Source organism: Haloflavibacter putidus, from assembly GCF_006546625.1.
In the GTDB taxonomy this organism is placed as follows: domain Bacteria; phylum Bacteroidota; class Bacteroidia; order Flavobacteriales; family Flavobacteriaceae; genus Mesonia; species Mesonia putida.
Map to the genome: position 1 here is coordinate 233,378 of NZ_VIAR01000001.1, position 19,390 is coordinate 252,767.

Here is a 19,390-nt window from a genome sequence, read left to right on the forward strand (position 1 = left end):
AACACACGTAAATAAAGAGATATGTATAGTAGTAAGATTAAAAAACACCTACAAGAAGAATTAAAGTCTATTAAAGAAGAAGGCCTTTATAAAGAAGAGCGCATTATCACATCACCCCAAGATGCTGTAATTCAAATTAGTTCAGGGCAAGAAGTAATTAATTTTTGTGCTAATAACTATTTAGGTCTATCGTCCCACCCAGATGTAGTAGAAGCAGCCAAAAAAACTTTAGACGAACGTGGTTTCGGCATGAGTAGTGTTCGTTTTATTTGCGGCACGCAAGACATCCATAAAGAACTAGAAGGCAAAATAGCAGACTTTTATAAAACAGACGACACTATTTTGTACGCAGCCGCTTTTGACGCCAATGGTGGTATTTTTGAGCCACTTCTTACAAAAGAAGATGCTATTATTTCAGACTCTTTAAACCACGCTTCTATTATAGACGGCGTACGTTTATGTAAAGCTGCCCGTTATCGTTATCAAAATGGCGATATGGAAGATTTGGAAGAGCAATTAAAAGAAGCAAATAAAAATGGCGCCCGTTTTAAAATTATAGTAACAGATGGCGTTTTCTCTATGGATGGTCTTTTGGCTCCGTTAGATGAAATTTGCGATTTGGCAGAACAATACGACGCATTGGTAATGATAGATGAGTGTCACGCCACCGGATTTATTGGCGATAATGGTATTGGCACCTTAGAAGAAAAAAATGTTTTAGACCGTATAGATATTATAACCGGTACTTTAGGTAAAGCTTTAGGAGGCGCAATGGGTGGTTACACTACAGGAAAGCAGGAAATCATAGATTTACTGCGCCAACGCTCTAGACCTTATTTATTTTCCAACTCTTTAGCTCCCGCTATAGTGGGCGCTTCTATCAAAGTTTTCGAAATGCTTTCTGAAACTAACGAACTAAGAGACAAATTGCACGAAAATACTAAATATTTTAAAAAGAAAATAAAAGATGCTGGCTTTGAAATTATAGACGGAGACTCTGCAATTGTTCCCGTAATGCTACACGATGCCAAGCTCTCACAGCAAATGGCAGATATGCTTTTAGAAGAGGGAATATATGTTATTGGTTTTTTCTTCCCCGTAGTTCCTAAAGGTAAAGCTAGAATTCGCGTGCAACTATCTGCCGCACACACCAGAGAACACTTAGATAAAGCCATTGCGGCATTTACTAAAGTAGGGAAACAATTAGACATTATTTAAACGCAAATCTAAAGCAATAGCAGGGGTGTTAAGAAAATTTTATTATATTAAACTTTGTTAATTCTTTACAACCGATTACTTTTGCTTAAGTTAACACTTAAAATTAAACTTTTTGAATATGAAACATCTTAGCAGATTATTACTAGCTTCATTGTTCATGTTGAGCTTTACATTTATGCAAGCGCAAGACGAGAACAATCCTTGGGTTATCGGTATTGGAGTTAATGCCGTAGACCTTTACCCTGTAGGGGAAGATTTCCCTAGAGGAGATTTCTTAGACGAACCTTTTAACCTAGACGACCACTGGAATATTTTACCTTCTGTTTCTAAACTTACAATTGGTAAATATATTGCAACTGGTTTTTCTGCAGAAGTTGCAGGTAGTGTAAACCGAATTGATAAGTTTGGTGATGCTTCCGCAAACGATTTAACTTATTATGCCGTAGATGGTGGCGTAAATTACAGCTTTAAGGATCTAATCAACGAAGAAGGTTGGTTTGACCCTTATTTAGGTGTAGGTGGTGGTTATACTTGGGTTGACGAGATTGGTGCTGGTACCTTAAATGGTAACCTAGGTATCAACTTTTGGTTAACAGACAACATCGCTTTTAATGCAGAGATGAAGTATAAACATGCTTTCGAAGATTATGGTTATAAGCATTGGCAACATTCTGCCGGCTTTAAAGTAGCCTTTGGCGGAACTGATACAGATGGCGATGGTATTTATGATGACGAAGATGAGTGCCCAGATACTCCAGGTCTAGCTGAATTTAACGGTTGCCCGGATTCTGATGGTGATGGGATTCCAGATAAAGATGACGAATGTCCTAACGAACCAGGTTTAGCTGAATTTAACGGATGTCCAGATTCTGATGGTGATGGTATTCCAGATCATAAAGATGACTGTCCAACTGTTGCTGGAGATAAAATGTTAAACGGTTGCCCAGATTCTGACGGCGATGGTATCGCAGACGAAAAGGATGACTGTCCTAACGAAGCTGGACCAAAAGAAAACAACGGTTGTCCTTACGAAGATCGTGATGGTGACGGTGTTTTAGACAAAGACGATCAATGTCCTGATGTTGCCGGTACTGCCGCTAACAACGGATGTCCTGAAGTAACTGTTGAAGTTATTAACGAATTAAACGAGTATTCTAAAACTATCTTATTCGACCTTAACAAGTCTAGCATAAGAAAAGATTCTTATGATGCATTAGAATCTATCGCAGAAATAATGAATGAATATCCTAACACTGTATTCCATATTGAAGGTCATACAGATAGTCAAGGTAGAGATTCTTACAATATGAAGCTTTCTAAAGAAAGAGCTGCTTCTGTTAGAGATTACTTAGTAAAAGAACAAAACATCGATGCTAACAGAGTAACTTCTGAAGGTTATGGTGAAGAAAGACCTATTGCTACAAACAAAACAGCAGCTGGTAGACAACAAAACCGTCGTGTTGAAGTTTCTTTAGAGAAAAACAGAGACGACAAATAATAAAAAATAGATAAAGCTATTTTTCAGAAAACGTCCCGTTAATTCGGGGCGTTTTTTTTATTTTAGGTGTTATGAAAGCATTTTTAGAAGAAGTACTCGACTACTTGATTACAGAGCAAAAAATAGACCTTGCACAAACTAGTTTTATCTTACCTAGTAAAAGAGCAGGAAATGCTTTAAAAGATCATTTAAAGCAAAAAGTTTCGGGTACTATCTTTAGTCCAGAGGTATGGAGTATAGAAGAGTTTTTAAATGAAGTGACGCAACTTTCTGAGTTAGACAACACACAAAGTATTTTTAGTTTTTATGAAGTATACACAAAATTAACCCCGCCTAAAGAAACCGAAGATTTTGAAACTTTTTATGGTTGGGCGCAAACTTTAATACACGATTTTAACGAGATAGACCGGCATCTTATAGAAGTAGACAATTTCTTTTCTTACCTCTCAGATATACAGGAAATAAACCACTGGTCTACCCAAGATAACCAAACAGATTTAATAAAAAACTATTTGCGTTTCTGGCGTCAATTACCAATTTATTATAAGCACTTTACCCAACAAATACTCAAAGCTGGTACCGCTTATCAAGGTTTGCAATATCGTAAAGCGGCAGAAACAATTTCTAAATTTTTAAACACTACAGATAAAAACTATATCTTTTTGGGCTTTAATGCTCTAAACAAAGCCGAGCAAGAAATAATTCAAAATGTTTTAGCAGCAAAAAAGGGTGATGTTTTTTGGGACATAGATAAAAGTTTTTTTGAAAATCAAAATCATCAAGCTGGCCTTTTTATAAGAGACTATAAAAAGAATTGGCCTTACTACGCACAAGAAAAGCAAAGTTTAAAGCAACTCTCTAATAACTACTCGCAACCTAAAAATATAAAAACTTATGCCGTTTCTCAGAATATAGGACAAGCAAAAAAAATTGGTGATATCCTTTCTAAGTTTTCTTTAGAGGAGCTAACAAAGACAGCTGTTGTTTTAAATGACGAAGCTTTGCTATTGCCTATCTTAAATTCGTTACCTAAAAACGTAGAAAAGGTAAATATTACTATGGGCTTGCCTTTAAAAGATACGCCTTTAGCTTCTTTTTTTGAAGTGCTTTTTAACATACAACGTGAACAGCAAAAGAAAATTTATTACAAACACGTTTTAGAAGTTATAAACCATCCGTTTTTTATGCAGAAAATTGGCGACACCGGTTGGCAAACCCGCGCACGTATAATGCAAGAGAATTTGGTTTTTATTAGCTTAGAAGAGCTTCTAGAATTAACCGAAGACAAAACCAGTCATTTACTAAAACTATGTTTCTCAAAATACGATAAAAACCCTATTATTTTTCTGCGTGCTTTAAAAGAAATATCTCTCGCCCTTCGGGTAGATGATGTAGAAAACTTTAGGTTAGAAACAGAGTATCTTTTCCATTTCCACAAACTATTCAGTAAATTAATTAACCTACTTCAAGACAAGAATAGCTTAACAAACATTAATGCTTTACATCGCGTTTATAATGATTTACTTACTAGCGAAAACCTAGACTTTAGCGGCTCTCCCTTTAGTGGCTTACAACTTATGGGAATGCTAGAAAGCCGCGTTTTAGATTTTGAAAATGTCATCATCAGCTCGGTTAACGAAGGTATTTTACCAGCCGGAAAAAGCACCAATTCTTTTATACCGTACGATTTAAAAAAAGCGTATAAACTTCCTACTTATAAAGAGAAAGACGCAGTTTACACCTATCATTTTTACCATTTGTTGCAACGTGCCAAAAATGTGTTTTTATTATATAATTCAGATCATAACAGTACAAACGGCGGTGAGAAAAGTAGATTTATAACCCAGTTAGAAATAGAACGAGAGGTAAAAAACATAAGTGTTAGTCCGCAAGTGCCCGCCATAAAACAATTATTAAAAGAAATAGAAAAAACGCCGGAAGTTCTCGAAAAAATAAAATCTATTACCAAATCCGGTTTTTCTCCTTCGGCTTTAACCGCCTACATCCGTAATCCTTTAGATTTTTATAAACAATATATTTTAGAAATAAAAGACAGTCCGGAAGTAGAAGAAACTGTAGCTTATAATACTTTAGGCAGCATTGTTCACGATAGTTTGGAAAAATTATTCAAACCTTTTGAAAATAAAAAACTCACTGTTGCACACCTAAAACAAATGTTGCAAACTTATAAAGAGCGTGTACAAACAGAATTTGCTGCCAACTATAAACAAGCGCCGATAAACAGCGGTAAAAACTTACTTATTTACGAAGTTGCCAATCGTTACGTTAAAAATTTTCTTAGCAATCAACTGCATGATTTAGAAAATAATAACGATATAGAAATTTTAATTATTGAAGAAACTCACAAAAAAAATCTTCCTATAGAAAAGCTAAATTTTCCGGTAAATTTAAAAGGAAAAGTAGACCGCGTAGATCGTTTAAATGGCATGCTTAGGGTAGTAGATTATAAAACCGGAATGGTAACTGCAAAAAACCTAAAAGTTACCAATTGGGAAAATTTAATTACAGATTACGATAATAGTAAAGCTTTTCAGGTACTAACTTATGCCTTTTTAATACAAGATAAACTACCAGATAACAAGTTTGAAGCCGGTATTATTTCTTTACGGAAAATGAAGGAAGGGTTTTTCCATTTTAAGAACAACAATATTACTATTATTAATGCAGAAACCTTAACTTTATATGAAAATGCAGTAAAAGAATTAATAACTGAAATTGCGAATCCGCAAATTCCGTTTATAGAAAAAGAAGTTTGATTATGTTTAGAGAGAAAAATTTTAAAATACCAGGAAAACACCAACGTCCAATAGTTACAGACGTTTTTTATAACCCGGATAGAAAACCAAAACCCATTGCCATTTTTTGCCACGGCTACAAAGGTTTTAAAGATTGGGGGGCTTGGAATTTGGTAGCCGAAGAGTTTGCACGTAACAATTTCTTTTTTATAAAATTTAATTTTTCGCATAACGGTGGTACCGCACAAAACCCAATAGATTTTCCAGATTTAGAAGCTTTTGGCAACGATAATTACACCAAACAATTAGACGATTTAGACACTATTATTAATTGGATTACTACTACAAAAGAATTTTCATCAGACGCAGATGTCACCAAGTTAAGCCTAATTGGGCATAGTCGCGGTGGCGGTATTGTTTTGTTAAAAGCTGCCAATAACAACCTCGTAAAAAAAGTGGTTACTTGGGCAGGAGTGTGCAATTTTGAGTCGCGTTTCCCTTCTGGGGAAAAATTAGAGACCTGGAAAAACGAAGGGGTTTATTATATAGAAAATGGGCGTACCAAGCAGAAAATGCCACATTACTATCAATTTTACGAAGATTTTCAGAAAAATAAAGAAGCTTTAAGTATAAAAAGAGCTGTAAAAAAACTCAACATTCCGCAATTAATTGTACACGCCAAAAATGATTTTTCTGTAATGGTAGAGGAAGCACATCAACTAGAAGAATGGCATCCGCATAGTGAGCTCTTTTTATTAGAAAACAGCAACCATGTTTTTAATACCAAACATCCTTGGCCAGAAAAAGTACTCTCTCAAGATCTTGAAATAGTAACACATAAAACCCTTGAATTCTTAAAATAAAGATGGTGAAAGCAGTAATTCTAAAAAATACCGGAGGCTCTGATCAACTTAATATAGAAGAAGTAGCAAAGCCGGAAATAAACGCACGACAAATTTTGATAAAAGTAAAAGCTTTTGGCATTAACCCAATAGAAGTAAAAACCCGTAATGGCAATAAATTTAGCGAAAAACTTTTAACAGACAAACCAAGTATTTTAGGTTGGGACGTTAGCGGAATTGTAGAAGAAGTTGGTAACGAAGTAAAAAACTTTGAAGTCGGAGATCGCGTTTGTGGTATGTTAAACTTTCCAGACTTTGGTAAAACCTACGCACAATACACCGTTGCTAGTCCGCAAGATTTAGCGAAATTCACAGAGCATACCAGTTTCGAGGAAGCTGCTGGATTACCTTTGGCAGGACTTACCGCCTATCAAGCTTTAAAACACGCCGGACAATTACAACCAGGACAAAAAGTTTTAATACACGCCGGCGGTGGCGGCGTTGGCCATTTAGGTATTCAATTTGCCAAAAATCTTGGTGCCCACGTTAGCGTAACCGCTTCTGGAGAAAAAGAAGAATTAGTGCGGCATTTAGGTGCAGACAACTACATTAATTATAAAGAGCAAAAGTTTGAAGAAACACTAAAAGACATTGATTTAGTTTTTGATTTGGTTGGTGGCACTTATATAGATCGCTCCTTAAAAACTCTAAAAAAGGGCGGCATAATAATCTCTATACCTTCTTCTGCCAATCAAGAAGTAGTAGAAAAAGCAAATCAAGCCGGTTGTTTAGGTATTCGTTTTGTAGTAAAACCAACTCAATTAGATCTTAGAGATATTGTAGGTATGCTAGACAGCAAAAACCTGCAAATAGAAGTCTCTAAAACTTTTAAAATGGAAGAAATTCGTCAAGCCCATGACAGTTTAGAAAAAGGTGGTACACAAGGCAAAATAGTAGTGCAGGTAGATTAAAAGATTAGTATAAAGAAGCTATAGTAACATAAAAGATAAAGATTTTCACAAAAGGTTTTAAACCGTATTGCAGGCGTTAAAAAATACAGATAAATTTTTCAGATTAGAAAATATATGTATTTTAGCGTTCTCGAATTTTAGGGGGATTAGCTCAGTTGGCTAGAGCGTTTGGCTGGCAGCCAAAAGGTCATCGGTTCGAATCCGATATTCTCCACAAAATCCCGCTTTTAGCGGGATTTTTTCTTTATAATTTTATAGTGTTTTCCGTAAAGTTTACTGTATTTTTTTTGAAATAAAGAAATTTTCTATTGTCTCTGTATAATGAACATTTTACGCCAAACGTAAACGTTAAAGCATCTTTATTTTGATTGGCTTCAAATAAAAGGTCGTAATTTTGCAGCAAATTTTGGTCTAAAATGCTAAGCTTTTTTGCTAAATTCAAGTACGTCGCAATAGTTTTATTGGTTCTATCTATAATTATTGTTACAGCTATTTACTCGTTGTTAAAACCAGCACCTTCTTTACCCGTTTACCAACCAGATATGGTAAATGCAGAATTGGTAGACTCTACCGTACAATATGTACGTAAATACCATAAAATTGCAGATTTTAAACTCATAAATCAAAATGGCGACACGATTACTGAAAAAGATTATGACGATAAAATTTATGTAGCGGATTTTTTCTTTACCACCTGCCAAACTATTTGCCCCATTATGACAGACCATATGGCAAAAATTCAGGAAAAATTAAAAAATGATAACGAGATTTTACTACTTTCTCATACGGTTACCCCGGAAATAGATACGGTAGCGCAACTAAAACGCTATGCAGAGAAAAAAGGAGTTATAGACGACAAATGGAATTTGGTTACCGGAGATAAAAAACAAATTTACGACCTGGCTAGAAAGTCTTATCTAGTAAGTAAAACACAAGGTGACGGCGGCAAGTATGATATGATTCATACAGAGAACTTTGTGTTGGTAGACAAAGACAAACAAATACGCGGTTTTTACGATGGCACGGATCCTGAAGCTATTGAAGAATTATTAACAGACATTCAAAAATTAAAAAAAATCGAAGCCAAACAATAGGCTTTTTATTACTTAGGTTTTCCTATCCCACTTTTTTCAGTTACTTTTGTGTAGTTTAAATTTAATCTAAATAAGCTTTGAAACGTACAATTGCAGATTTGAAAAATGGCGAGCACGCAATTATCAAAAAATTTTCTACAGAAGAAATTCCTTTAAAGTTATTAGAGATGGGTTGTTTGCCAGGCAATGAGGTAGAACTCGTTTTGGTGGCGCCTTTTCGTGACCCGTTATATCTAAATATTAATAACGGTAGCCATTTAGCCATCCGTAAAGAAACTGCACTGCAAATTGAAATAGAAGATATTTATTAGCTATGCCCAAACAAATTAATGTCGCTTTAATTGGGAATCCCAATACCGGAAAAACCTCTGTTTTTAATCAACTTACCGGCTTAAATCAACAAGTTGGTAATTATCCTGGTATTACAGTAGAGAAAAAAGAAGGTATTTGCAAATTGCCTCGTGGGCTTAAAGCGCATATCATAGATTTACCAGGCACTTACAGCCTTAATGTTTCTTCCTTAGATGAGAATTTGGTGATAGAACTATTGCTTAACAAGAACGATAAAGATTATCCGGATGTAGCAATAGTGGTTAGCGATGTAGAAAATCTTAAACGTAATTTGCTCTTATTTACCCAAATTAAAGATTTGGGCATACCAACTATTCTCTGCATCAATATGGCCGATCGTATGAAACGAAAAGGCATTAGCTTAGATGTAGAACATATGGAGCAAATGCTTAACACCAAAATTGTATTGGTAAGCGCACGTAAAAAAACCGGAATAGCAGAGCTTAAAGAACTTATAACACAATATGGAAGTATTTCTACAGAACCTTGTTTAAACGCTTCTTCTATAGATCCTGAGTATTTTGAACGACTGCACAAAGCTTATCCCAATCAGTCTTTATACAAGCTTTGGTTGGTAATTACCCAAGATGTGAATTTTGGTAATTTAGACCGACAAATAATAAGACAAAAAGAAGATTTTAACCCAAAACCTAAACCCGAATTAAAAAGGCTTCAACAAAAAGAAACTATTTTTCGGTATCAATTTATAAACAATGTTTTAAAAGAAACGTTTACCAGAGATGTTAATGCAGCAACAGACCTTCGCGCACGTTTAGACCGTGTTTTAACACATAAAATTTGGGGTTATGTGATCTTTTTTAGCATAATGTTGCTAATTTTTCAAGCAATTTATGATTGGTCCAGTTACCCAATGGACTTTATAGACGCCAGTTTTGTCTTATTGAGCGAGTGGGTTGAAGCCACTTTCCCGGCCGGTATGTTTACCAGTTTAATTTCCGAAGGTATTATTCCCGGTATTGGTGGTGTGGTTATATTTATTCCGCAAATTGCTTTCTTGTTCTTGTTTATTTCTTTATTGGAAGAAAGCGGTTATATGAGTCGTGTTGTCTTTTTGATGGACAAAGTTATGAAACGCTTTGGCTTAAGCGGAAAAAGCGTGGTGCCTTTAGTTTCGGGAACGGCTTGTGCCATCCCCGCAGTTATGGCAACCAGAAATATAGAAGATTGGAAAGAACGGCTTATTACCATTTTGGTAGTACCATTTACTACGTGTTCTGCTCGTTTACCGGTCTATCTTATTATTATTGCTTTGGTAATTCCAGACGAGCATGTTTTGGGCATTTTTAACCTACAAGGTATAACGCTTATGCTCTTATATCTTTTTGGATTTGGTATGTCTGTATTTTCGGCTTGGGTGCTTAATAAAATATTAAAAATTAAAAGTAAAAGTTATTTTGTTATAGAAATGCCAGATTACAAGCTGCCGCTTTTTAAGAATATAGCTTTAAATGTAGTAGAAAAAACAAAATCTTTTGTAGTTGGTGCCGGTAAAATAATCTTAGCTATTTCTATTATTCTTTGGGTTTTGGCAAGTTACGGCCCAACAGAAACATTTGATAATGCCGAAGAAATTGTTAGCGAGCAGTACGATGGCGAAAACCTTTCTAAAGACGAGTTTAACACCAAAGTGGCCTCGCTTAAATTAGAAAATTCGTATATTGGGTATATGGGTCACGCCATAGAGCCGGCGGTCGCTCCGTTAGGATACGATTGGAAAATAGGCATTGCGATAATTAGTTCTTTTGCAGCACGCGAAGTTTTTGTAGGAACTTTAGCCACCATTTACAGCGTTGGTAGCGAGAATGAGCAAACCATAAAAAGCAGGATGGCAGCAGAAAAAAACCCAATTTTAGGCGGTCCGCTATTTACCTTTGCCAGTGGCATTAGTTTGTTGCTGTTTTATGCGCTAGCAATGCAATGCATGAGTACATTGGCAATTGTAAAACAAGAAACCAATTCTTGGAAATGGCCAACTTTACAATTTATTGGTATGACAATTATAGCCTATGTTGCAGCATTAGTGGCTTTTCAACTTTTAAAATAAATTAAAAATGATACAGGAAATTTTAGTTTTAATAACCTTTTTATTGGCAGTAGGTTTTCTGCTTAAAAAATTCTTTTGGAAAAGTAAAAAGAAAGCCGCCACCACAAAATCTTGCGGGGTTTCCGGCTGTGGTTGCGATTAAAACTTATTACCCTTACCGGGGAATTTCAAAACCCTAATTTTTTTCAAGCTTTCTAAAAGCTAACAGCACAAGTTTATACCTGACAATATTTTTTAAATGATGCTATTCTTTACGGAAAGTCTAGGCGTAAAAAGATAAACTTTATACTATTATAAAGAAACCGTTACTCCTTCCGTAAAGAAATTAAAAATGTTTGTGTTTATTACCAAAAAACATACGACTAATAACTTCCAAAAAAATAAAAAAACGAGTAGTTTAGCTTTCTTAACTTCAACTTCAAAAAAAAGTATTTAAATGGAATACCTTTATATAAAATCTCTCCATTTAATTTTTGTGATCACTTGGTTTGCAGGTCTGTTTTACATTCCGCGCTTGTTTATTTATCATATAGAAGCCCAAGAAAAACCCCAACCCGACAAAGACATTTTAAGCAAGCAATTAAAAATAATGACACGGCGTTTGTGGTATATAATAACTTGGCCGTCTGCTGTGCTGGCAACTATTTTTGCCATTTGGCTTTTAATTTTAAATCCGGCTTGGTTATCTGATGCTTGGATGCATGTAAAGTTGGTTTTTGTATTACTACTATTTATCTACCACGGCAAAACACATCAAATTTTTAAGCAGCAACAGCAAGGTATATTTAAATGGAGCTCTAACCAAATGCGTATTTTTAACGAAGGCGCAACACTAATTCTGTTTTCGGTGGTATTTTTAGTAATTTTAAAAAATGCCTTTAATTGGATTTTTGGCGTTGTTGGTATTTTTGTCTTGGCGTTATTATTGATGTTGGGTATCAAGTTGTACAAGCGCATTCGGCAAAAAAAATAAAAAACCTTATAGCGCCTACGGCTTCCAAAATTTAAAAACAACGTATGAATTTTCTCAAACGCTCTTTGCGCACCCGCATATTTTTGAGTATGATATTTTTGGTAATCGGGGCTTCTGTTTTAATAGCCGGCGTTACCATTTATCAATATCGCGAAGAAGCGCGTGTGTACCAAAAAGACAAATTAAAACGTAAAGAAGCTTCTATACGAGCCAGTATTAATTACGAAATAAAAACCACTACTTACCCGGTAGATACAGAGCATATTCCGCTTATTTTTAAAGAGAAAATTTACGAATTAAAAAATATTCACGACACAGAAATTAATATTTATGACCTTGACGGAAAATTATTAAAATCTTCTAAAGCCAACTTTTTTAGAGACACCGCTTCTACCAAAATGCCGACTTATGCTTTAAAAGGATTAGAAAATGCCTCTAATAAACGCTTTATAAAATACCATTTAGACAACGAAAACGATTATATTTCTTCGTACACTTATATAACCGATAAGTATTTTAAACCGCTTGCTATTCTCAATTTACCACATATTGAAGACGACGGTTTTATAGACAGGCAACTGCGCAATTTTTTAGTCATCTTGGCACAAGTTTATTTGGTTACACTTATCGCGGCTATTTTGTTGGCTTACTTTTTATCTAAATACATAACCAAATCTTTAAAAACCGTTAGTCAAAAAATACACAGCACAAGATTAGACCGCAAAAACAAAAAAATAGTTATTCAAGACGCTTCACAAGAAATAAAATTCTTGGTAGAAGCCTATAACTCTATGATAGACGAGCTGGAAGAAAGCGCGGTAAAATTAGCTACCAATGAGCGGGAGCACGCTTGGCGCGAAATGGCAAAACAGGTCGCACACGAGATTAAAAATCCCTTAACGCCAATGCGACTTAGCGTACAAAGTTTTGAAAGGCGTTTTGATAAAAACGATCCGGAAATTGAAGAAAAATTAAAAGAATTTAGCACTTCTTTAATTCAGCAAATAGACACGATGAGCTCTATAGCATCGGCTTTTTCTAATTTTGCCAAAATGCCCGCCCAACAAAACGAAACGCTAAACGTGCCTAAAATCGTAAAATTGGCGGTAGATATTTTTAACGAAAGCTATGTAGAATTCCGTACAGAAAAAGAAGAGGTTTTTGCCAAATTTGATCGTACCCAACTTATACGCGTGGTAACCAACTTGGTAAAAAATGCCATTCAGGCCACCAAAAGTCAAGAAAACCCAAAAGTTACCGTAAAGGTGGCAGAAGACCAAAACCAAGTTTGTATCTTTATATTAGATAATGGGATGGGAATATCAGAAAAAAACAAATCGCGTATCTTTGAACCTAAATTTACGACTAAATCTAGCGGAATGGGCCTAGGTTTGGGGATAATTAAAACCATTATAGAAGCTTACGACGGAAGCATAGATTTTACTTCTCAAGAAAATGTGGGCACAACTTTTATCGTTAAATTTCCTAAAAAATAAAAGAAAATGAACTATAACAACATTAGCATTAGCAACCAAAACGGCATTTCTTATTTAATCATAGACAGACCAAAAAAGTTAAATGCCTTAAACCGCGAAACCCTGGCAGAAATACACCAAGCTTTTGAAGATTTTAAAACAGACGAAGCTACCAAAATAATTATCTTAACCGGAAGCGGAGAAAAAGCCTTTGTTGCCGGAGCAGATATTTCAGAATTTGCTAATTACAGCGTTTCAGAAGGTAAAGACCTTTCTGCAAAAGGCCACGAAGAAGTTTTTGATAAAATTGCCAATTTCCATAAACCCGTAATTGCCGCCATAAATGGTTTTGCCCTTGGCGGCGGACTAGAATTGGCTATGGCAGCACACTTAAGAGTAGCATCTGATAACGCAAAAATGGGCTTGCCAGAAACTTCTCTTGGCGTAATACCCGGCTATGGCGGTACGCAACGTTTACCACAGTTGGTAGGAAAAGGTCGCGCTATGGAAATGATTTTCACCGCAAAAATGATAGACGCTAAGCAAGCGCTACAATATGGTTTAGTAAACCATGTAACCACCCAAGAAGAATTAAAAGACTTTACGGAAAATTTAGCCAACAAAATCACCAAAAATTCGATGGTAGCCGTTGCGCAAGCAATAGAAGCTATAAACGCCAATTATAAAGATGGCGTGAATGGTTTTGAAAAAGAAATAGAGAATTTCGGGAAGAGTTTTGGTACCGAAGATTTTAAGGAAGGTACACAAGCTTTTTTAAACAAAAAGAAGCCAGAATTCCCAAATAAGTAAAATATTCTACGATCAACAACAAAAAACCGAATATAAAATACATATTCGGTTTTTTGTTTTGTTAAAATGTGTTAAATTGCCGGCAAACCAATTTAACCAACTTATTATGAAAAAAACCTTTTTAGGTCTTAGCTTCCTTATGCTTTTTTTTAGCTATAGCCTACAAGCCCAAATCTATACTAACTATTCTATAGAAAAAAGCAAAACTTTTAAAGACAAGAAAAAACATTCTGAATTAGTTTTTACCGCTAACGACGATAATGGCGGTACGGTAATAGTACGTATGTATTATGCCGGTTTAATAACAAAATCCCCTAAAGGTTATTTGATAGAATATTACGATTCTGACTTAAATCTAGTAAACGACGCAGAATATGAAATAGATGACAGCAGTATAAAAAACATTTTTATCAAAGACCAAAAGCTGCATTTAATTTCTTATGAACGAGACCGTAAAAGCAACACAAATGTTTATAGTGTTTTAAGTGCGCCCTTAAGCACTATGAAGTTTACAGAAAAAGAGCTTTTTAGTCTAAGCAGAAAAGAAGTTAAAAAACCTTTCTATTTTGCTATTGGTGCCATTCCTATAACCAACCAAGGTAAAATAGACCACGACCCTACGGGAGAAGTATGGCTTTCAGATAATAAAAAATTCTTCGTTTTCAATTTCGATTTAAAAGACGATGATAACCAAACCAACCGTGTTTTGGTATATAACGATAACTTAGAAAAAGTTTTTGAGCACGAATTTAAAAGCGACTTACGCGACCGTTTGTTCTCATACAACGATATTGTGGTAAACGACAAAGACGGCACGGTATACTTTTTGGGAAAAGCCTATGAAAACGATTCCAAGCGGAAAAAGAAAGACGGCGAAGCGAATTATCACTTTAAATTATACAAATTAAATAAAGATGGTATGCAAGAAGCCAACTTCGATACTGCCGAAAATTTTGTGGTTTCTATGAAACTTGTTCATAAAAAAGACCAACTGGTTTGCGTAGGTTTTTATTCAGACAAGCACGATAATAGAGCAAAAGTTGGCACGGTTTACTACCGTTTAAACCCAGAGAATTTAGCCGTAGAGAAACAAAAATTTAATCGTTTTACAGAACAGTTTTTAATTGATAAATATGGCGAAAAGCGAGGAAAACGCAAAAAGAGAAAAGGCAAAGAAAAAGCAGAGTTTACCTATCGTGGTATTTACATAAACGATGTTGGTGATGTTATTTTTAGTGCAGAAGAATATTACGTAATTACCAGCACGGTTTATGGCGGAATGGGAGCTTCTACTACCCAAACAACCTATCATTTTGATGATATTTTTAGTTGCCGGATGAACCCTTCCGGGGAAATGATTTGGGCTAGAAACATTAATAAAAAACAAGAAGCCGGCACCAAATCGCCGTATTTATCGTTTACGGCAATGCCATTTAATAATAAAACATTAATCTTTTTAAACGCTGCAGACAAGGTTAAAAAAATGCGCGACGATCGTATAAGATTTAAAGATAAACGCGCTAAGAAAATGAATATGTATTTGGTAGAAATAGATATGGATGGCAATTTTGATTATAAAAAAATCATAGATAATTCAGAATCTAAAGTAACTTATAAAGTAATGCACGGTATTTCTAATAAAACCGGCGATAAATTAATTTTTGAAGGCTCTAAAGGCCGAAAGAAAAAGATGGTAGAAATTTCTTTAAATTAGGTAATAATCCATTAATTTGGAATAAATCCTATTTATAACTAACTTTGGCTTAGCAATAAGTCAAAGTTTTTTTATGCAAAAAATTAAAGGAAGAGGTGCGCAGAAAAATACGGGAAATAGTTTTTTTGAACTCAACCACACACCAGACAACGAGTTTTTAGAACATTGCCACAAAGAAGGCGAAGAACCGGAAAGTAAGCAAACCAAATTCCAAACAATTTTTCCTAAAACAATTGTAAACAAAATAAAAAGCCCGGATGTTGGTATGGAATATTCTGTAAATCCGTACCAAGGTTGCGAGCACGGTTGTATTTATTGCTACGCCAGAAACACGCACGAGTTTTGGGGGTATTCTGCAGGCTTAGATTTTGAAAAGAAAATTTTGGTAAAAAAGAACGCCCCGCAATTGCTCGAAAAGAAAATAAATTCTAAAAATTGGTTAGTAAACACCATTGTATTTTCAGGTAACACAGATTGTTACCAACCCATTGAAAAAAAGTTAAAAATTACGCGAGAATGTTTACAGCTAATGCTTCGGTATCGTCATCCTACTGCAATTATTACCAAGAATTCTTTAGTGTTGCGTGATCTAGACATTTTAAGAGAACTGGCAAAAGACAATCTTATACGGGTAAATATTTCCATAACCTCCCTTTCCGAAAATACAAGAAGGTTGCTAGAACCCAGAACCGCCAGTATAAAAAAGCGTTTGCAAACCGTAGAAACCTTAGCCGCCAATAATATTCCGGTAAACGTTATGATGGCACCAATTATACCCGGAATAAACAATCACGAGATTTTAGGTTTAGTAAAAGAAGTAGCTAATCGCGGCGCAGAAAGTGTTGGGTATACAATTGTTCGTTTAAATGGAGCTATTGCAGAAATTTTTGAAGATTGGATTAGAAAAACCTTGCCAGATAGAGCAGATAAAGTGCTTAACCAAATTGCGGCTTGCCACGGCGGCAAGTTAAACGATAGCAGGTTTAAAACGCGTATGAAGGGTGAGGGAGAATTTTCCAAACAAGTTGCACAGCAATTTAAAATTGCAAAACAAAAATACTTACCAAATAGTGAACGTAAACCATTAGATAAAACACACTTCTTACGTTTAAAAAACAAACAATACGAATTATTCTAAGCCTTACCTTCCCATTCTTTAAAAAATTGGTCTAAATAATTTTCCATAAAACGGTGACGCTTTTCGGCCAACTTTTTGCCAGTTTTGGTTTGCATTTTGTCTTTGAGCAATAAGAGTTTTTCGTAAAAATGGTTTATGGTTGGCGCCGTAGATTTTTTATAGGTTTCTTTGCTCATTTCTAAATCTGGCGCAATAGCAGGATCGTATAATTTTCGGTTTTTAAAGCCGCCGTAATTAAACGCCCTGGCAATACCAATAGCACCCATCGCATCTAAATAATCTGCATCTTGCACAATGGCAAGTTCTGTGCTTTCAAAATCCGGTTGTTGGTTACCGCCTTTAAAGCCAATGTTTTTTACAATAGCAATTACTTTTTCTACAACGACATCTTGTACCTTGATAGAAGTAAGGAATTCTTCCGCTTTTTGGGGACCAATTTCTTCGTTGCCATTGTTAAATTTATAATCTGCAATATCGTGTAACAAAGCTGCTAGAGAAACAACTTCCAAATTTGCCGCTTCGTTTTTGGCAATAGTCATTGCGTTTTCATACACACGTTCTATATGAAACCAATCGTGGCCACCTTCTGCGTTAAGCAATTCTTTTTTTACATAATTTTTGGTTGCTATAACAACCGCAGATTCTGCTTCCATAAAGTTTATTTGGTCATTGCCGGGTTTACCCAATTAAAATGGGTAACCTCATCAGATATTTTTATGCGCTGGTTAATGCGGTCCATACGGTCCGGTAATTTCATTACAAAGTCCCTGGCTTTTTGTGCTTCGTCTGTCAAGCCGGAGATTTCGCCAATATTCCATCGTTTAATCAGACGGCGCATAATATCTACATAATCGTGTCCGGTATAAACGCCAATTCTCTGTGCGGCATTACTAAACTCATCAAAAGAAGAAGCTTTTTCTTGTCCGGTTTCGCGTAAAAACATGGCGGGCATAACAATTTTATGCTTCATCATATCTTTAAAAGCAATCATCATATTGCTTGGATCTATCTGGAAGATTTCGTTTACAAAAGTGCTATAGGCATTGTAGTGGCGCATCTCGTCCCCGCTAATAATCTTACACATTTTTGCCAAAGATTTGTTGCCGTATTGGCGTGCTAATTTTGCCACACGATTGTGCGAAACATACGTTGCCAATTCTTGAAAACTGGTGTAAACAAAGTTTTTGTACGGGTCGCGGTCTGTACCAATATCAAAACCATCGTTTATAAGATATTGCGTTGTTCTTTCTACTTCGCGCATATTTACACGTCCGGATAAATAAAGGTATTTGTTAAGCACATCGCCGTGACGGTTTTCTTCGCCGGTCCAGTATCTAACCCATTTAGACCAAGCGGTACCGCCGTCTTGTTGGTTTATGCCTTCTACATCCATCAACCAAGATTCGTAGGTTGGTAAAGCCTCTTCTGTTACAGTATCTCCTACCAAAACCACCCAAAAATCGTAGGGTAATTCTTTGGCAAGTTCGCGTATTTCGGTCACCTGATCGTAAAAATCGTTGGCTTGCGAATCTGGTAAAAAATCTGTTGGCTGCCATATCTTATCTACAGGAATCAAATACTGGTCTATAAAACCTTGCACTTTTGGTTCCAGTTGCTCCATCACTTCTAATCGTACATTTTTTTCAGCCATAATCGTATCTTTATTCGTGTATAATATCTTTTATAATTTTTTGCTCCACTTTCAAAATCAAAGTTTCGATGTCATAGTCTTTAACAAAAATAGGTTTTTGCACTCTAAATTTCACCTTAATACCAATATTTAAAGGAAATGAACCATGTTTTACCAATTTCCATGAGTTATTTATGCTTACCGGTATAATTACTGCATCGGGACAAAATTTAAAAAGCATTTTAAGTCCGTTGGGCGAAAAGCGTTTTGGCATGCCGTCCCTACTTCTAGTTCCTTCCGGAAAAATAACCGCACTTCTATTTGTTTTGTTCAAATACTGTGCAAACTTTTTTATTTCGGGTAAAGCTTGACGCGGATTTTTTCTATCTATCAAAATAGAGCCGCCATGTCGCAAATTGTAGGACACGCTAGGTATGCCTTTACCTAATTCTTTTTTACTGATAAATTTTGGATGAATTTTTCGTAAATACCACGTAATTGGCGGAATGTCGTAAGGACTTTGATGATTGGCCACAATTATATGCGGTACGTTTTTTGGCAGGTTATGCTCATTTTCAAATTCTATACGTGTGCCTAAAACGTTAAGGCAACGTAAAATAGTAAGGTTCAAATAATCTACAATTTTTTTATGGGCTTGGTAACCAAACAAGTTAAAAGTAAGCCATTGCAAAGCATGAAAAACAAGTAAAGTTAGTCCAAAAAAGAAATAAAACAGAACCGAAAGAAGATATGCTAAAGCCTTTTTCATAATGTTAAAAACGCCAAAAATAAGTTTAAAAGTCGAATTCTATTCGCTATAAGCGGAAAAACAAATATGCACGCATAATAAAACTG

Annotated in this window: 17 protein-coding genes and 1 tRNA gene; 15 read left to right on the plus strand and 3 right to left on the minus strand. The window is 35.4% G+C overall.

Annotated elements, in window-relative coordinates:
• Nucleotides 1–21: 21 nt before the first annotated feature.
• The 15 genes from kbl to FKR84_RS01055 all read left to right on the plus strand — a co-directional run bounded on the left by kbl (nucleotide 22) and on the right by FKR84_RS01055 (nucleotide 16,905).
• Nucleotides 22–1,218, plus strand: coding sequence for a glycine C-acetyltransferase (gene kbl, locus FKR84_RS00985; protein ID WP_141420313.1), 1,197 nt, complete (start codon nucleotides 22–24; stop codon nucleotides 1,216–1,218).
• Nucleotides 1,219–1,336: 118 nt separating this feature from the next.
• Nucleotides 1,337–2,716 (plus strand): OmpA family protein, encoded by a 1,380-nt coding sequence (locus tag FKR84_RS00990; RefSeq protein ID WP_141420314.1) that lies wholly within the window; start codon nucleotides 1,337–1,339, stop codon nucleotides 2,714–2,716.
• Between the two features lie 71 nt (nucleotides 2,717–2,787).
• The gene (locus FKR84_RS00995; protein WP_141420315.1) at nucleotides 2,788–5,493 is read left to right on the plus strand and encodes a PD-(D/E)XK nuclease family protein; all 2,706 of its coding nucleotides are present in this window, start codon (nucleotides 2,788–2,790) and stop codon (nucleotides 5,491–5,493) included.
• Nucleotides 5,494–5,495: 2 nt separating this feature from the next.
• Entirely contained in the window at nucleotides 5,496–6,335 is an 840-nt protein-coding gene (locus FKR84_RS01000; RefSeq protein ID WP_141420316.1) for an alpha/beta hydrolase family protein, read from the plus strand.
• 2 nt (nucleotides 6,336–6,337) lie between these two features.
• Nucleotides 6,338–7,285 carry an NADP-dependent oxidoreductase gene (locus FKR84_RS01005; protein ID WP_141420317.1) on the plus strand — a complete coding sequence of 316 codons (948 nt, stop codon included), beginning with the start codon at nucleotides 6,338–6,340 and terminating at the stop codon, nucleotides 7,283–7,285.
• Nucleotides 7,286–7,425: 140 nt separating this feature from the next.
• Nucleotides 7,426–7,499 (plus strand) — tRNA-Ala (locus FKR84_RS01010).
• 202 nt (nucleotides 7,500–7,701) lie between these two features.
• Nucleotides 7,702–8,379 (plus strand): SCO family protein, encoded by a 678-nt coding sequence (locus FKR84_RS01015; protein WP_141420318.1) that lies wholly within the window; start codon nucleotides 7,702–7,704, stop codon nucleotides 8,377–8,379.
• 77 nt (nucleotides 8,380–8,456) lie between these two features.
• Nucleotides 8,457–8,690: a FeoA family protein gene (locus FKR84_RS01020; RefSeq protein ID WP_141420319.1), complete on the plus strand. Its 234-nt coding sequence runs from the start codon at nucleotides 8,457–8,459 to the stop codon at nucleotides 8,688–8,690.
• Nucleotides 8,691–8,692: 2 nt separating this feature from the next.
• Complete coding sequence (feoB, locus tag FKR84_RS01025) at nucleotides 8,693–10,795, plus strand: ferrous iron transport protein B (RefSeq protein WP_141420320.1); 2,103 nt, start codon at nucleotides 8,693–8,695, stop codon at nucleotides 10,793–10,795.
• Between the two features lie 7 nt (nucleotides 10,796–10,802).
• Nucleotides 10,803–10,937: a FeoB-associated Cys-rich membrane protein gene (locus FKR84_RS01030; protein WP_141420321.1), complete on the plus strand. Its 135-nt coding sequence runs from the start codon at nucleotides 10,803–10,805 to the stop codon at nucleotides 10,935–10,937.
• A gap of 294 nt (nucleotides 10,938–11,231) precedes the next feature.
• Nucleotides 11,232–11,768, plus strand: coding sequence for a CopD family protein (locus FKR84_RS01035; protein ID WP_141420322.1), 537 nt, complete (start codon nucleotides 11,232–11,234; stop codon nucleotides 11,766–11,768).
• A 44-nt stretch (nucleotides 11,769–11,812) separates the two neighbouring features.
• Complete coding sequence (locus tag FKR84_RS01040) at nucleotides 11,813–13,264, plus strand: sensor histidine kinase (protein WP_141420323.1); 1,452 nt, start codon at nucleotides 11,813–11,815, stop codon at nucleotides 13,262–13,264.
• Between the two features lie 6 nt (nucleotides 13,265–13,270).
• On the plus strand, nucleotides 13,271–14,053 hold the full coding sequence (locus FKR84_RS01045; protein ID WP_141420324.1) for an enoyl-CoA hydratase/isomerase family protein: 783 nt from the start codon (nucleotides 13,271–13,273) through the stop codon (nucleotides 14,051–14,053).
• A gap of 106 nt (nucleotides 14,054–14,159) precedes the next feature.
• Nucleotides 14,160–15,767, plus strand: coding sequence for a hypothetical protein (locus FKR84_RS01050; protein WP_141420325.1), 1,608 nt, complete (start codon nucleotides 14,160–14,162; stop codon nucleotides 15,765–15,767).
• A 73-nt stretch (nucleotides 15,768–15,840) separates the two neighbouring features.
• A complete protein-coding gene (locus FKR84_RS01055) occupies nucleotides 15,841–16,905 on the plus strand; it encodes a PA0069 family radical SAM protein (protein WP_141420326.1) in 1,065 nt (354 codons plus the stop codon).
• Here the strand turns inward: FKR84_RS01055 and FKR84_RS01060 are convergent.
• From FKR84_RS01060 to FKR84_RS01070, 3 genes are read right to left on the minus strand one after another with little or no spacing between them, the layout of a single operon-like run.
• Nucleotides 16,902–17,558: an HD domain-containing protein gene (locus tag FKR84_RS01060; RefSeq protein WP_141420327.1), complete on the minus strand. Its 657-nt coding sequence runs from the start codon at nucleotides 17,556–17,558 to the stop codon at nucleotides 16,902–16,904. The genes FKR84_RS01055 and FKR84_RS01060 overlap by 4 nt on opposite strands.
• A gap of 5 nt (nucleotides 17,559–17,563) precedes the next feature.
• Nucleotides 17,564–18,556, minus strand: a complete 993-nt coding sequence (locus tag FKR84_RS01065) for an acyl-ACP desaturase (RefSeq protein ID WP_141420328.1) — start codon at nucleotides 18,554–18,556, stop codon at nucleotides 17,564–17,566.
• Nucleotides 18,557–18,566: 10 nt separating this feature from the next.
• The gene (locus FKR84_RS01070; protein ID WP_141420329.1) at nucleotides 18,567–19,304 is read right to left on the minus strand and encodes a lysophospholipid acyltransferase family protein; all 738 of its coding nucleotides are present in this window, start codon (nucleotides 19,302–19,304) and stop codon (nucleotides 18,567–18,569) included.
• Between the last annotated feature and the right edge of the window lie 86 nt (nucleotides 19,305–19,390).